The following is a 14,399-nucleotide window of genomic DNA, read 5'->3' as shown; positions in this document are numbered from 1 at the left end:
CACCAGGCCGCCGTCAGCCCCGGATTGACCCGAAGCGCACGGCGCCCGTACCCGCACCTGTACCCGTACCCGTACCCGTACCCGTACCGGCGGGAGTGTCGGCCATGTCGGCGAGCAGTGCCTCCCCCTCGGCGACGATCTCCTCCTTCCGCGCCCGTGACACCGGGCCGAGGAGTTCGAAGAGTTCCACGGTCAGCACCCCGGCGTCCGCCGTCCACAGCCCGCCGAGGAAACCGTCCAGGAGCAACGCGCGGTGGGGCTGGTTGCCGGTCCACGTACGGCCCTTCAACTCCGGGGCGATCACCCGGGACCGGTCGGCGTGGGAGAGCAGCAGGTTGTCGAACTCGGGAAGGAACCGCGGCGGGGCCGCCGTCCCGGCATCGGGCCTCGGCGCGTCGGGCAGGTCGAACAGCTCGACACCGTTCTCGTCGCGGAAGGTGAGCAACCGCGGCCGCAACCGCTCGAACGACTCCTTCAGCCGGGTCAGCCCGGCCCAGGTCTGCATGTCCTTCACCGAGGCGGGCCCGAAGGCGCCGAGGTACCGGAGCACCACCTCGTCGACGCCCCGCCCCTCGCCCACACCTTGCGCCTCCGCCACGTCGCCCCGCACCTTCCCGTCGCTCTGCGCCCTCCCCGCGTTCTGCGCCTCCCCGACCGGCCGCTGGAGCCAGTTCTCCACGGTCGTGAGCCGTACCTGCCCGCTGCGCCCCCACACCCCGCGAGGGGTGACCTGTACGAGCGGCAACAGACAGCGCGCGGCGACGGCCAGGGACTGCGGATCGGCCTCGGGCCACTCCTTGAGGAGCTCCTCCCGGATCTCCCCCATGGTGCGCGGCTCGGCCTCCACGAAGGCGCGCGCTACGAGGGCCAGCCGGTCCAGGTCCACCCCGACGAGACCCTTGCGGAACTGGTTGACCTCGCGGTCGCGCGCCGCCTGGACCAGCGGCCGAAGGATCAACGCGTCGTCCGCGGTGTGGGTGTGGATGGTCGAGCGCATGGTGACCATCCGAACCACCTCGCGGGATTCCATCAACCCGGCCAACTCGGCGGGCCTGAACCCGGCGAGCCGGGCGTGCAGCTGGAAGTACGGCGGTTTGACGTTCTGCGCCTGGAGCCCGAGGAGATGCTCGACGGCGTCCCGCGCGGACATCTCGGCGCGGCTCAGCAACAGCTGGCGGGCCAGCGTGGCACGGTTCAGTGCGCGGGTGTCGAGTACGGGAGCGGTTCTGGAAGCCATGGCAGCACGCTAGCCGTGCTTGCGGACAGGAACGGTCCGCAACGTCATGGACCATTCCTCCCTATATCCTTCCCCTCGCCCCCACACACGCGTCCGACCGACCACGGGAGCTGAGCTGCGATGCCGGAGCGCCCACACCGCCGTCCCTCCACGCCGTCGGACGCCGCATCCTCCCCGCCGGGTCCCTCGCGGTCACCCGGCTCATCGGGCACATCGGGCTCGTCGGGCTCGTCGGGCTCGTCGGGCACATCGTCGAGGCGTACGGGGTGGCTCCGCCCCTCCTCCCCGGCCGGCGCCCCGCCCACCACTCCCCCGGCGTCGGCGTCCGCCCCGGACCCCGCGTCGCCGGAATCGACACCCCCGAACCACCGCAGCGTGATCGACTCCGCCGTCTACCGCGACGGCCGCCGGGCCGCGTCCCCCGCCACCCTCGCCGACACCTTCCGGCAACTGCGCGAACAGCCCGACGGCATGGCCTGGATCGGCCTGCACCGCCCGACAGAGGCCGAACTCCACTCCCTTGCCGCCGAGTTCAACCTCCACCCGCTGTCCATCGAGGACGCGCTGGAGGCACACCAACGCCCCAAGCTGGAACGCTACGGCGACACCCTCTTCGTCGTCCTGCGCGCCGCCCGCTACCTGGACGCCCTGGAGGAGGTCGACTTCGGCGAGCTCCACGTCTTCGTCGGCCCGGACTTCCTCATCACGGTCCGCCACGGCGCGGCCCCCGACCTCTCCGCCGTCCGCCGCCGCATGGAGGAGACCCCCGACCTCCTCTCCCTCGGCCCCGAAGCCGCCCTGTACGCCATCCTCGACGCGGTAGTCGACGGGTACGCCCCGGTCGTCGAGGGCGTACAGAACGACATGGACGAGATCGAGACCGAGGTCTTCCGCGGCGACCCCGAGGTCTCCCGCCGCATCTACGCGCTCTCCCGCGAAATGGTCGAGTTCCAGCGCGCCACCCGCCCACTGGTCGGCATGCTCCACAGCCTGATGGCCGGCTTCGCCAAGTACGGCACCGACGAGGAACTCCAGCGCTACCTCCGCGACGTCGCCGACCACGTCACCCACACCAGCGAACGCGTCGACGGCTTCCGCCAAGCCCTGACCGAAATCCTGACGGTCAACGCCACCCTGGTCTCCCAACAACAGAACGCCGAGATGCGCGCCTTGGCCGAAGCCGGCTTCGAACAGAACGAGGAGATCAAGAAGATCTCCTCGTGGGCGGCCATTTTGTTTGCTCCCACACTCGTCGGAACCATCTACGGCATGAACTTCGAGTCTATGCCGGAACTGAAATGGGCCGGCGGCTACCCCTTCGCGATCCTGCTGATGGCAGTGGTCTGCGTAAGCCTGTACGTCATCTTCAAGAAGCGCGACTGGCTGTAGACGGCGGGCAAGAGTCTCTGGTCGAGTTCGCTACAGCGAACGCCTTCGAGAGGCCAATCCGGGGCCCTGGGGAGAATCTGGGGAGAATGCGCGGTGCCAGGGAGCGAGCCGTGCCCCTCCCACCTGCTACTCCACGCGTTCCGTGCGCTTCAGCTTGAGTCGGACAGCCGCCGTTGACCGTCACCGAGAGTGCCGGCGAACACCACGCCAGCGCTTCCCTGGGAGCTGCCGACCGGCCCGCAGAACATGCACCACACTGGCGTGCCCTGGACCATCCCCACCGGCTCCTGCGAGTGTCGAGCCACCAGTGGTAATTCGGCTCCCGTCGCCCCTGGGCAGCGCGAAAACAAGCAACCGTTGAGGAAGCTCCTCAGCGACCGTCTCGGAGACTTCATGCGGTAGGCCATACGGCTGTCCAACGGGCCTGCAATGCTTCTCGGATGACCAGCAAGAGCAGGGGGCGTAGCAGGCGGGCCCAGCCCCCCGTGCCTGTGCAGCAAAGCGAACCGACCAGCGGACCTGGCGAGGCCTTGTGGGTGTCGACGCGTTCGGGAGCACGCGCCGGCCGTGGGTTCCACTACCAAGACGCTGTAGGGGCGTGGCTGTGCGGCCGCGTTCTGTCCGGCGCCCTCGACTCCGATCGCATCGTCCCGGAGGGTCTGGAAGACCTCTCGTGTGATGGACCGACACCCTGGCATGTCCAGGTGAAGTCCCGCCAGGAACGGATCGGCGACTTCACCGCACCCGAGGTTGCTGAGCACCTCGTCGCCATGGCCCTGGCGCACGCGAAGCGTGTACAGGCTCGGCTGGAGGGTCGGCCCCTTCTTGTCCTCGAGCGGCCGGTTGAAGGCGAATGGTTCACCCAGTGGGGCGCCCCCCTGAGTGATCTACCGCGAGGCCACCGGTTGCTACAGGCATTCAACGCGAAGGCCGCGAAGGCCCGCCTGACCAAAGATGAAATCGACGCATGGTGCAATGCCGCCAGTCTCTACGTCTTGCCATGGCGTGCCGCCGCCGACGACACCCGCACCGCTGTAGCCCATCGGCTCGGGCTGCTGCCGGTAGCTGCGGAGGCAGTCGTGCTGGCCCTGCGCAGCGCCGTCGCAAGACGGGCCGACGCCAACGCTCAGACGACCCTGTCGGGAGCGGCAGGACTAAGTCGAACGAACATTGCAGGGATTGCGAACGAGGTCGCGCAAACCATCGACCGTGCATCGCTGGAGGAGGCACTGGCCACGGGCCTCTGCGAGCCTGTCGACTTCGACCGGCCGCTCCAGGCCGCCGGCTTCCACGAAGGCGTCAACGTGCAGCCCGGCCACATCACTGCCGGGCTTCCGGCCCCCAGGCCTGCCCTGACCGGGCGGGTGGCGGATGCGATCCATCGGGGTCAGAGCGTCCTCGTGACCGGCCCGTCGGGCATCGGCAAGTCCGCCGTGATGTGGACGGCTGCCTACGTGACCAGACACGTGCTCTGGTACCGCATCAGGCGGCTCCAGGCGGACGACGCCGTCCCGCTCGTAAGGCTTGCGAGGGCGTTGCAACCCACGACCCGCTCTCCGGTCGGATTCGTCGTGGACGGCATCGGTATCGGAGCGGCCGAGGCATGGGACGTCCTCTACCGCGAGCTCGCCCCGATCCCTGGTGTCCTGCTCCTCGGCTCGGTCCGGAGCGAGGACCTTCTGCCCCTCCGAAGCCGGGTCGACTGTACCCAGATCGAGGTCACCCTCGATGAGGAGGTCGCCGAGCAGATCCACGCCGGGTTGTCGGCCACCGGCACCACGGCTGCCGCGCATTGGCGGGAAGCGTACGACGCGGCAAACGGCCTGACCCTGGAATTCACGCATCTACTCACCCGCGGACGCAGGCTCTCGGATGTCCTGTCAGAGCAGGTCGAGCGGCGCGTGGCCGAAGGACGCCAGACAGAGATCGAGATCCTGGCCAGGATCTCGATCGCCCACCAGTGGGGCGTCGATCTGCCCGTACGGGCACTTCAGCAACAGCTGGGCCTTGGAGACACGGACCTTCGCACGGCGTTGTCCCGCCTGGCCGATGAGCATCTCGTCCACGAACGGCGGGGACTCCTGTCCGGGCTGCACCAGCTGCGCTCGGCGCATCTGGCCGACGCCGTACACGCGATTCCACCGCCGATCTTGGACGAGACCGTCCTGGCGGTGATGCGCATGCTGGTGGACTCACAGCTTCAGCCGTTCATCGCCGGTGTCCTCACCGAACACCCCGCGATGGATCCCGTCGTACTGGACCAGATCGTGGTCGAACTCCGTCGGCGCCCCTCCGTAAAGGCGACCACCGGCGTTCTGCAGGCTCTTCGGCTGGTCGACGTCAACCGCACTGCGGCCAACTGGCGCCGGACCCTCGACCAACACCGGATCCCGCCCGCGTTGCGCCGCACCACCCTTCAGTTCGCGCTCGTGGACGGGGACCTGCTGCCGCAGCTCAAACCCGAGATCGCCGCGGCCATCACCGAGATCCGAGCGGCGGATACATCCGGTTCGCCGCTGCGCGACGCGCTCGTGGAACGGCTCGGCAAAGCAGCGATAAGCCTCCTTCTGTCCCAGTGCGGGGAGCCGGTCGAATCCCAGCGGTTGCTCGCCGTCCTTGCCGGGACTGGTCTGGATCTCGCGGGTGGGCCGACGGTGCTCGCCGATTCGCCATTCGGCCAGCTACTCGCCAGCGCACCGGTCGATCTCCTGGGGGACATCCTCTCCACAGCCCGGACCGCATCGGTGCCCCTGGCCGAAGAGCTCTTGCAACTCGCAGGCGGGGAGGAGCGTGTGCTGGGCACCCTCGTGGCCCATTCACCGTGGGTCACTGAGGCGTCCATCGTCGATCGCGAGGGCAGCCGGGTCGCATACGCCCGTCTGCTCCACGTGTCGGACCAGGCACGACCGGATGCCGAACAGGAGGTCAGGGAGCTCGGGCGGATGCTGCTGCGCTGCCTTCCACAGTGCGAGAGTGTCGACATCCAAAATCTGCTACCCGGTGGGCTGCCCCTGACCATTGGTGACTTCACCAGCGGGGTCAGCCTTCTGAAGCGGCAATACGACAGATCACCCGCCGCGGTGGCGTGGACTCGCACCCGCACACTGATCGGCGCAACGGTGGCTGGCCACACCGACTGGACCACCCGAGCCGCGACCGCAGCCTCCTCGCTCCCCGTGCTCCACCAATACCTGACGGATCTGACCCAAGCCTGGTGCGTCGGTCGCGGTCGACCCAAAGACGCCGAAGGCCTACGCACGACGCAGGCAGCGCTCCAGGACTGGGCCGCGTCACTCACGCTCCCCGTCGACGCTTCGTTCCTGTCCACGCTGCCCGTCGGTGACGACGTTCCAGGAGGTGGAAGCGACCACCTGCAACACCTGGTGAACGGGATCGCCGAGAACCTCACGCGAAGGCTCGCCGACCCCAACGGGTATGCAGCGCTCGCCAGCTACGTCGGCGACAGCCTGCCAAGCCTCGCCATGCAGGTGCGGGATGAGGAGCGCTGGCACCTCATCGGCCAGGATCCTCCGGACGTCCTCGATCACCTCGTGAGGAACCTCGCCGACTTGCATGCCGTTCTGGCCGAACTCGCCTGGGGCACCCTCGGACCCAAGAAGCTCACGGCCGCGGCGCGATCAGGACCCTCCGCGCAGGCACTCACTCGGGCAGCAGACCTTGCCCGCCGAGCCGCCGGCGCACGAGCAGACGCCCTGCCCCTGAAACTCCAGTCCAACGCCAGGGCCGCAGGGATCCGCGTCAGCGTGTACACCAGACCCGTCTCAGATCCGGACTCAACGGAGTGGCCTGCCGCGGAACTTGCGGTGGGCGTGGAGCTCGCCGAACTCACTCAGTGGCCGACGGCAGTGGAACAGCTGTGCTCGCTGCTGAAGCACGATCCCGGCTCCCAGGGCAGCCGTAGGGCCGTCCTGCTCGTTCCCTTTGTGGACGGCAAGCCAGTCAGGCTCATGGCGCAACAGCTTCAGACGACCCTATGGCCGGGAACCGGTCTCTTCGACGCTTGGAGCACCGAGCTTCCTGAAGGGCACCCGACCCCGCTCACCGACGCTGCCATCGACGCCCACCAGGCCCTCCAGTGCCTCTCCGGGCTGGCTCACCTCGCGACGCTCAGGGACACAGACGCGAGGCACCAGAACACCGCCGACGAGGCGGTGGCGCACTTCCAGCAGGCACGCCGGGTGATCACGGGACTCCACCAGGGGGATCCGGTCATCGCTGTGATCCTCGACTTCCTCGACACCCTCGCTCGTCGGGTGGAGACCGAGATAGCCGAGGGCCCAGCCATCCGGGACTCTGGCGTGGCGAACCTCGCTAGTGCCATCGCCCAAGGAGCGACTGATCATCCAACAGAGGACTACCTGCAGTTGGACGGCATGACGGCCATCACCCTGCAATGGGACCTCGACCCTGACCATGCGGCGCGTCTCCTCGCTGTGACCGACTGTTGAAGGCATCGGCGGGTCGAGGTGGTTCGTCACGCTTCGGTGAGACCGGTAGTGCTCTGGTGGGACGAGACGAGGCCCTCGGGTACGCACTCGGGCACCGTGCCGAGCAGTGCGTCGATGGCCGCGCGGCCCTTGCCTCCGGCCTCCGGCATGAAGTGGGCATAGTGGTCCAGGGTGATGGTCGGACTTGAGTGACCGAGCCACCGGGCGAGCGTGACGATGGACTCGCCCGCTTCGAGGAGGATCGAGGCGTAAGTGTGCCGGAGCACGTGGAAGCCGTCCTTGCGTGAAGCCTTCCACCGCGCACCCTTCTCCCGTACGGGAATGACTCCGGCCGCAGCGAGGGCCGGCTTCCAGGCCTCGTCGTTGAAGATGTTGGCGCGGATGGCGTTGCCGTACGTCGTCGTGAGGACGAGCGGGAAGCTCTGCTTCTCCCGGTCGGGCTCCGGTCCGCCCCAGGGGAGCTCGACGTCGACCGCCGGATGGTCAAGGAAGTACGCGGCCAGTTCCGTGGCCACCGACCGGGGCATGTCGACGATGCGCGTCTTGCCGCCCTTGGGCAGGGCGAAGTAGAGGCGTCCTGAGAGAAGTTGCACCTGTCTGCGCACCCGGATGACACCGCGTTCGAAGTCGATGTCCCTCGGCGACAGCCCGAACACCTCTCCCTGGCGCAGCCCACACCCCAGCGCGACGACGACGGCGATCCGGTAGCGAGGATTGATCACGTCCCGCACCCTCTGCGCCGTTGCCAGCGGCCACGCGTCACGATCCTCGTCGGGGGCCTTCGGCCAACGCACCGTCTTGGCCCGCATCGGGTTGCGGACCAGGCGCTTGTCGTCGATCGCGGTTTCGAAGATGTTCGACAGCGAAGTGAGGATCTGCCGGGCGTACCGCGGAGAGCACTCGCCTTCGAGCGTGGCTATGTAGCCGCGCAGGACGGTCGCCGACACGTCGCGCAGCGCCACCGCGCCGAGGTGCGGAAGGATGTGGAGTCGTACACGCTCGTCAACTCGCTTGACCGTGCCGGGCGCGCCGCGAACGCCGGCGCGCCAGTGGCGCGTGACGAAGTCCGTCAAGGTGATGGAGCCGTCGCGCGGGTCGACGAACTCGCCCCGCTCGCTGTCGGTGCCGGACCGCCGGAGCCACCCCTTGGCGTCCTCCAGCACGTCGAACGACATGTCCCGGACGCCCGGGATTCCAGCGACACGGTACCGAGACCCCTTGCCGTAACGGGTCGTACGCTCACGCTTCCCGGTGACGGGATCCTTCTTCTTTTTGATCCAACGGTCTTCGATATAGCCAGCCAAAGAATTCCTCGGGCGAGGGTTGGACGTAGGGCGGGTGGTAAGGCCGGGTAGATCGGTCAGGCCGTGGCCGCGTACCCGGCGCGGCGCTGCGGGGCGGCATTCACCGGATTTAGGGAAGTGTTACTGCGGGAGTCCGCCTGCTCCTGTTCCCGGATCCATTCGTCAAGCGTTTCGATCCGGTACATCACGCGCCCGCTCCGCCCCATCCGGAAACTCGGCGGACCTTGGCGACGGTGCCGCCACACGTAAAGGGTGGCGGGCGAAAGCCCTAGGTATTCGGCGGCTTCACGCACGTTCAGAAAACCCCTCCGCAGCGGCGACGCACGGGGAGACATACGGACATTCGCCAGCAATTCACTGTCACAAGCAACACTTCGCACGTATCGAACCTTCGGGGTCTTCCGTCGACAACCTGTGGCGACGGACATCGGGCATGACGAATCCGCCCCCGCTTGCTGTCAGGCAGGTGGAGCGGACTACTTCAATGGTCTGGAGAATCCCCGGTTTGGCTGACCGGGGATCGTCGGGTATAAGCCGGGGCGGCGTCACCGCGCACCCGCCCCGGACCCCTACGTCGCGGGCTGGAGCAAGGCGAGTGGGGAGACACCGAGGGCGGCCGCAATGGCGACGAGGTCATCCACGTCGCAGCGCCGGCGGGTGCGTTCGATGCGGGACAGCATGGTGTTGGTCATGGGGTGGCCGAGCTCGGTGACGCGGGCAGCGAGCTCTCGCTGGGCGAATCCGCGCGAGGTGCGCAGCCGCTCGATGGCGTGGGCGGTCCGCTCTCCGGCGGGACCGATTTCCGTAGCTCTCCGGGGCATGCGTCTGTTGTAGCTCGGGTTCCCGGGTTCTCGTAATCACGGAAGCCCAGACATGGGACTTTGGAGCCCGTTTCGCGGAGAACGAACTGGCGATTCGCACATAGGCGGCCATTGCGGAACTAGGACCCATCTCGGATCACAGAGGTACGCACACCATCAGGGGCTCCGGACGGCGGAAACATAGATCGCCTCGTCTACCCCGGTCAATGGCTTTCGGGGTGCGATCTTCGCCGCTCTCCCTGCGCCGTCGACTTTTTGGTCAACCGGGGATTCGCCCTTACTGTGAAGACGTTCGCGATCAGCGATGCGCTCTGACGCTTTTCGAGTGCGGATTCGCTGGACTTCCGCGGGCTTGGTGTGGCTGTCTTGGCCAAGCACCCCTGACAAAGGAATCGGCTCCCGGCGTTGCAGCGCCGAGAGCCGATGGGAGTCCCTTGTCCAAACCGCCCACTCCTGAACGGATCTGAGGAACGTCTATGCCCAACAGTACGGCCGAAGCAGCCGTCCGCACACCCGCGCCCACCGCGGCGTCGCCGTCCCAGCAGCAGGCGAAGGCGGGGCGATAGGCATGGCACGCATCCGCACCATCAAGCCTGAAGCCTTCAGCTCCGAATCACTGGCCGCCGTCAGCATCACCGCGGAGCGGACGTTCTTCGGTCTGCTCACCCAGGCCGACGACCACGGCCGGTTCCGTGACCAGTCCGCCGTCATCGCGGGCCTCTTGTGGTCCCTGCGACCCGAACACGGCCCGATCGAGGTCGAGGACGACCTCACCCAGCTCGCCGGCAATGAACTCATCTGCCGGTACGAGGGTGAGGACGGCAAGCGGTACCTGCACATCGTGACCTTCTCCAAGCACCAGAAGGTCAACCGCCCCAGCGGTGTCCGGCACCCGAACTGTCCCTACCACGACGGCGGTCGGGTACCCCTGACTTCACCGCTGGCGCAGGGAGGGCTCCGTGAGACGTCCGTGCACCATCAGGCACTCGCCCCGGAGCTCGCACCCACATCTCACGCCGCTTCGATGATCCCTGTATCCGCAGGTCAGGACGGGTTCAGTGAGCCCTCCGTGCAGCATCAGCAGGAAGGGCGGGAGCCTGCGCCGAGCCCTCACGGTCCGGATCTAGGACCTAGGATCATGGATCTAGGATCTCCGTTGGGAGGCGCGAGCGCCCCCGCCACACCCCAGACCGCAACGGCCCAGCAACTGGTCGCCGAGTACGCCGCCGCATGCGGGAAGCGCCCTCCGGAGAAAGTCCTGGGCCACGTCGGCCGGGAGATCAGCAAGCTGCTGCACGAAGGCATCGACCCGGACCACATCCGCGCCGGGGTCGATCGCATGCGCCTCAAGAGCCTCTACCCGAGCCTGCTGCCCAGCCTGGTCAACGAGGCCATGAACCCGCCCCAGACCAGTGCTGGCACCCGCCGGGCCCCTCAGCCGTACACCAACCCCGTTGACGCCGAAGCCGCTTACGGAGGCCAGCTATGACCACCGCGACCCGTGAACCGCAGCGCGCCGGCACCCTGGCAGCCCGTCTCCAGGCCATTCTCGCTGCCAAGGGCATCGACCCCGACACCACACCCGCCGGGCCCACGGTGGAGCCGGTGACCGCCCTGGAACTCGCCGACCGCCGCATCCCGCCCCGCTACCGCGAGGCACTCGCCACCCAAGCCGAAGTCCTGGGCTGGGTGGAGGCGGTCACCCGCGCCGGGCGAAACGGGCCGGCCGGTACCCGGGGCATCGCCTACGGCCCCTCGCTGCTGATCGCCGGAACCACCGGCATCGGCAAGACACATCAGGCCTACGGAGCCGTCCGCTCGCTGCTGGCCGCCGGAGTACGCCTGCGCTGGCAGGCGGTCACCTCCGCCGACCTCTACGCCCAGCTCCGGCCCCGGCCCAACCACGACCCCGAGCGGGAGATCCAAGAGCTCGGCCGGTGCCCGCTGCTGATCCTGGACGACCTCGGCGCGGCCAAGCAGTCCGAGTGGACCGAGGAGCTGACGTACCGGCTGATCAACCGCCGCTACACCGAGATGCTCCCGACCCTGATCACCACCAACCTGCCGATCGCGGAACTCCGCAACGCAGTCGGGGACCGCGTCGCCTCCCGCCTGGCAGAGATGACCACCCGCGTCATCCTCACCGGCCCGGACCGCCGACGCACCCAGCCGTCGGGCTCCTGACCACCACGGTCCCCACCCGGGCCGGTCCCCGTCATCGTGGGGACCGAACCACTGGCCCGAGCCGTTCGGGGACCGTCCCCACCTCGGTCCCGGTCCCGTCCCCATCACGGTCCCCAACCCGGTCCCGGTCCCCAAACTGACCCCGGTCCCGCCTGACAGCGCCCTCCCCCAGGAGGGGACCGACAGCAGTCGATCGGGGACCGTCCCCTGATTGCGCTGCGCGCGCCGGCCACCACGGGGACCGGTCCCCAACTCTGTTTCCGCAGGTCACCCCCGCCTGACGTCCCCCGACTCAGTGGGGACCGTCCCCACGGTCCCCACCATCCGGGACCGCCCTGCGGCGCTTCGGGGACCGTCAGGCCACCACGTCGGGGACCGTCCCCACCCACGACTACGGGGACCGAGACGGGACCGGTCCCCCATGCCCCTGCCGCCGGGGACCGAGCGCCTCCTCGAAACGGGGACCGTCCCCCGCCCGGTCCCCGGACAGCACCTGCAGCGTCTCGCGTCACGAGCGAGCGGTCCCAAACCGGTCGACCCCCGCCCAACAACCTCTTCACACGACCAGCCTCTACCGCTTCAAGGACACGCATGCACAACCCACCGCACGACGGTCCCAGCCACGACGAGCACATGCCCTCGCTTCCAGCCTCAGGAGGAGCAAGTTGTACCCAGAGCATTGCTCCCGTCGGGAGCAATGCTCTGGGCTCCCCCGCCCCAGGGGTGGCGGGAGCGGACCGGCACCAGGGGGTGCCGATCCTTCGGGACGCGGCCAAGGCCGGATCGCACCACGAAACGGAGGGACAACACACCTGCCACACCGCCCGTTGCACGCACACCGCCCCAACCACATCGCACGTGCGCCAGCGTGAACGCCTGCTCGCCGAGAAGAAGCGCATGCACCAGCCCAGCTGCCGCATGAACGACGACGAATTCCAGCTCCTCACCCACGCCGCGTCCGTCTGCCACATGAGCATCGCCGGCTTCCTCGCCCACACCGCTCTGAAGGCCGCCCGCGACCTCGACCACACCGAAGCCGAGATCGCCACCCACCGGGACATGGTCAGGGAGCTGTTCGCGCTGCGCCGGGCCCTCGGCCAGATCGGCAACAACCTCAACCAGGTCGCCACCGTCTTGAACTCCGGCGCCGATGCCCCGCACGCCAAGGCGGTCCTCGACGCGGTCCAGCGGACCGCCGAGCGCGTGGACGACTTCACCCAGCGCTACGTCGAGACGGAGGCTCCCACCGGATGATCCCCCGCGTCCACAAGATGGGCACCCGCACCATCGGCCTGATCCGCTACCTCTACGGCCCCGGCACCGACGAGAAGCACACCGACCCACACCTCGTGGCGGCCTGGGACAGTCTCGTCCCCGACCCCGGACGCAACTCGAAAGCCACTTACGGGGACCTGCAAAGGCTCCTCGACCAGCCCGTCGAAGCCCTGCCCAAGTCGCGACGCCCCACCGAGCACGTATGGCACCTGTCCGTACGTGCCGCGCCCGAGGACCCGATCCTCACCGACGAGCAGTGGGGCGACATCGCCCGCCGCATGGTCGCCGCCACTGGCATCGCCCCCGACGGCGACACCGCCGCCTGCCGCTGGGCAGCCGTCAGACACGCCGACGACCACATCCACATCATCGCCACCACCGTCCGCGAGGACGGCCGCCGGCCCCGCCGCCACAACGAAGCCAAACGCTCCCAGGCCGAAGCCCGTCTCATCGAAGCCGACTACGGCCTGCGCCGCCTCAAGGCCGGTGACGGAACCGCAGCCCAGCGCCCCACCAGCGCCGAACGCCACAAAGCCGACCGCCACCGGCAGGAACGCACCCCGAGGGAGGAACTGCGCGAGAGCGTCCGCCGCGCGGCGGCCGGCGCCCAGAGCGAGGAGGAGTTCTTCGACCGTCTCACCCATGCCGGTCTCCTCGTAAAGCGGCGCGTGGCACCGTCCGGGGACCTTCTCGGCTACACCGTGGCCCTGCCCGACGACCGCAACAGGAACGGCGAACCCGTCTTCTACTCGGGATCCAAGCTCGCCCCCGACCTCTCCCTGCCCCGTATCCGCGAACGCTGGACCCAACCGGCAGAATCCTCCTCGGACGAGGACGTCTCACCGGAGCGCCCCGCTCTCCCGCCGGTCACCGGCCCTGCGTACGCCCGCCGCCGCGCCACCACCGCGACCTGGCAGGCACTGCTGCTCATCGAGCACGGCGACGACGGCACGGCAGCAGCCCAGATCGCCGCTGCCGGCGAGGTCCTCGACGCGCTCGCAGGGACCTCCGCCGCTCACACCCGACGAGAACTCCAGGATGCAGCCTTCGCGTTCGAGCGGGCCTCGCGCTCCCACGTCCGCGCCGTACGCGGGCACGACCGCGCCCTGCGCCAGGCCGCGCACGACCTCGCCCACAGCGGGCCGGCCCTCGGCAGCGGAGAGGACGGCGCCACCACTGCCATGCTCATCGACACCGCGTTCTTCCTCGTCACAGCGGCGGCGAACTGGCACGCCAAGAAGCACCACGCCCAGCAAGCCGAAGCCGCCCGCCAAGCCGCCGAACACCTGCGCGCCGCCTACGAGATCGCGGCCGCCCAGCCGATGTCCGTGCTCCACCAGCGAGGCCGCTCCCTGCCACTGCAGCGACGACAGGCAGCCGTCCTACGCCAGGCGCTGCCCGAGATCGCCGAACAAGTTCTGGCCGAGCCGGGCTGGCCCGCCCTGGCAGCGACCCTCGCCGATACCCAGGCCGCAGGCCACAACCCGGCCCGCCTCCTCGCAGAGGCCACGCGGCACCGGGAGCTGGACAGCGCCACCTCCGTCAGCGACGTCCTCGTCTGGCGTCTCCGCCGTCTCGCGCACCTGCCTGCTGACCCGGGCAGCCTCCAGAACACCCCCACCCGAACCACGCGCAGCACGCCGTCCCTGACGCCGGTGCAAGCTCCGAGCAGGGCCGCGAACGACACCGTCCGCCGGCGCTGACCTGAGCAAGGCGGCCT

Annotated in this window: 10 protein-coding genes; 6 read left to right on the top strand and 4 right to left on the bottom strand. The window is 68.8% G+C overall.

Features of this window, described 5'->3' with window-relative positions; all coding sequences use genetic code 11:
- Positions 1-13: 13 nt before the first annotated feature.
- Positions 14-1,237, bottom strand: a complete 1,224-nt coding sequence (locus tag ADK55_RS08015) for a winged helix DNA-binding domain-containing protein (RefSeq protein WP_053676774.1) — start codon at positions 1,235-1,237, stop codon at positions 14-16.
- Positions 1,238-1,357: 120 nt separating this feature from the next.
- Between ADK55_RS08015 and ADK55_RS08010 the strand changes: the two genes are divergently transcribed.
- Together ADK55_RS08010 and ADK55_RS08005 are read left to right on the top strand one after the other, a co-directional pair.
- Entirely contained in the window at positions 1,358-2,626 is a 1,269-nt protein-coding gene (locus ADK55_RS08010) for a magnesium and cobalt transport protein CorA (RefSeq protein WP_420713604.1), read from the top strand.
- Positions 2,627-3,330: 704 nt separating this feature from the next.
- Complete coding sequence (locus ADK55_RS08005; RefSeq protein ID WP_053676772.1) at positions 3,331-7,095, top strand: hypothetical protein; 3,765 nt, start codon at positions 3,331-3,333, stop codon at positions 7,093-7,095.
- Positions 7,096-7,121: 26 nt separating this feature from the next.
- Here the strand turns inward: ADK55_RS08005 and ADK55_RS08000 are convergent, their stop codons facing one another.
- From ADK55_RS08000 to ADK55_RS07990, 3 genes are all read right to left on the bottom strand, one after another.
- The gene (locus ADK55_RS08000; protein WP_053676771.1) at positions 7,122-8,399 is read right to left on the bottom strand and encodes a tyrosine-type recombinase/integrase; all 1,278 of its coding nucleotides are present in this window, start codon (positions 8,397-8,399) and stop codon (positions 7,122-7,124) included.
- Between the two features lie 56 nt (positions 8,400-8,455).
- Complete coding sequence (locus ADK55_RS07995; RefSeq protein WP_053676770.1) at positions 8,456-8,734, bottom strand: helix-turn-helix transcriptional regulator; 279 nt, start codon at positions 8,732-8,734, stop codon at positions 8,456-8,458.
- A 234-nt stretch (positions 8,735-8,968) separates the two neighbouring features.
- The gene (locus ADK55_RS07990; RefSeq protein ID WP_052874264.1) at positions 8,969-9,220 is read right to left on the bottom strand and encodes a helix-turn-helix domain-containing protein; all 252 of its coding nucleotides are present in this window, start codon (positions 9,218-9,220) and stop codon (positions 8,969-8,971) included.
- Positions 9,221-9,788: 568 nt separating this feature from the next.
- On the opposite strand from ADK55_RS07990, the gene ADK55_RS07985 reads away from it, so the two are divergent.
- The 4 genes from ADK55_RS07985 (at position 9,789) to ADK55_RS07970 (ending at position 14,382) form a co-directional block, all read left to right on the top strand.
- Positions 9,789-10,709: a hypothetical protein gene (locus ADK55_RS07985; protein WP_053676769.1), complete on the top strand. Its 921-nt coding sequence runs from the start codon at positions 9,789-9,791 to the stop codon at positions 10,707-10,709.
- Positions 10,706-11,404, top strand: coding sequence for an ATP-binding protein (locus ADK55_RS07980; RefSeq protein ID WP_053676768.1), 699 nt, complete (start codon positions 10,706-10,708; stop codon positions 11,402-11,404). The genes ADK55_RS07985 and ADK55_RS07980 overlap by 4 nt, the downstream gene beginning before the upstream one ends.
- An 858-nt stretch (positions 11,405-12,262) precedes the next feature.
- Positions 12,263-12,658 (top strand): plasmid mobilization protein, encoded by a 396-nt coding sequence (locus ADK55_RS07975; protein WP_063839479.1) that lies wholly within the window; start codon positions 12,263-12,265, stop codon positions 12,656-12,658.
- Complete coding sequence (locus tag ADK55_RS07970; protein WP_053676767.1) at positions 12,655-14,382, top strand: relaxase/mobilization nuclease domain-containing protein; 1,728 nt, start codon at positions 12,655-12,657, stop codon at positions 14,380-14,382. Before ADK55_RS07975 ends, ADK55_RS07970 begins: the two co-directional genes overlap by 4 nt.
- Positions 14,383-14,399: the final 17 nt, after the last annotated feature.

The organism is Streptomyces sp. WM4235 (assembly GCF_001279725.1).
In the GTDB taxonomy this organism is placed as follows: domain Bacteria; phylum Actinomycetota; class Actinomycetes; order Streptomycetales; family Streptomycetaceae; genus Streptomyces.
The sequence above is the reverse complement of the archived record's forward strand: the minus strand, read 5'-3'. Positions and strand labels throughout refer to the sequence as shown.

Excerpts from the sequence above, each read along its gene's own strand:
- ADK55_RS07995 (WP_053676770.1), bottom strand. The coding sequence starts at position 8,734 with ATGTCTCCCCGTGCGTCGCCGCTGCGGAGGGGTTTTCTGAACGTGCGT.
- ADK55_RS07990 (WP_052874264.1), bottom strand. The coding sequence starts at position 9,220 with ATGCCCCGGAGAGCTACGGAAATCGGTCCCGCCGGAGAGCGGACCGCC.
- ADK55_RS08015 (WP_053676774.1), bottom strand. The coding sequence starts at position 1,237 with ATGGCTTCCAGAACCGCTCCCGTACTCGACACCCGCGCACTGAACCGT.
- ADK55_RS07980 (WP_053676768.1), top strand. The coding sequence starts at position 10,706 with ATGACCACCGCGACCCGTGAACCGCAGCGCGCCGGCACCCTGGCAGCC.
- ADK55_RS08010 (WP_420713604.1), top strand. The coding sequence starts at position 1,358 with ATGCCGGAGCGCCCACACCGCCGTCCCTCCACGCCGTCGGACGCCGCA.
- ADK55_RS07985 (WP_053676769.1), top strand. The coding sequence starts at position 9,789 with ATGGCACGCATCCGCACCATCAAGCCTGAAGCCTTCAGCTCCGAATCA.
- ADK55_RS07970 (WP_053676767.1), top strand. The coding sequence starts at position 12,655 with ATGATCCCCCGCGTCCACAAGATGGGCACCCGCACCATCGGCCTGATC.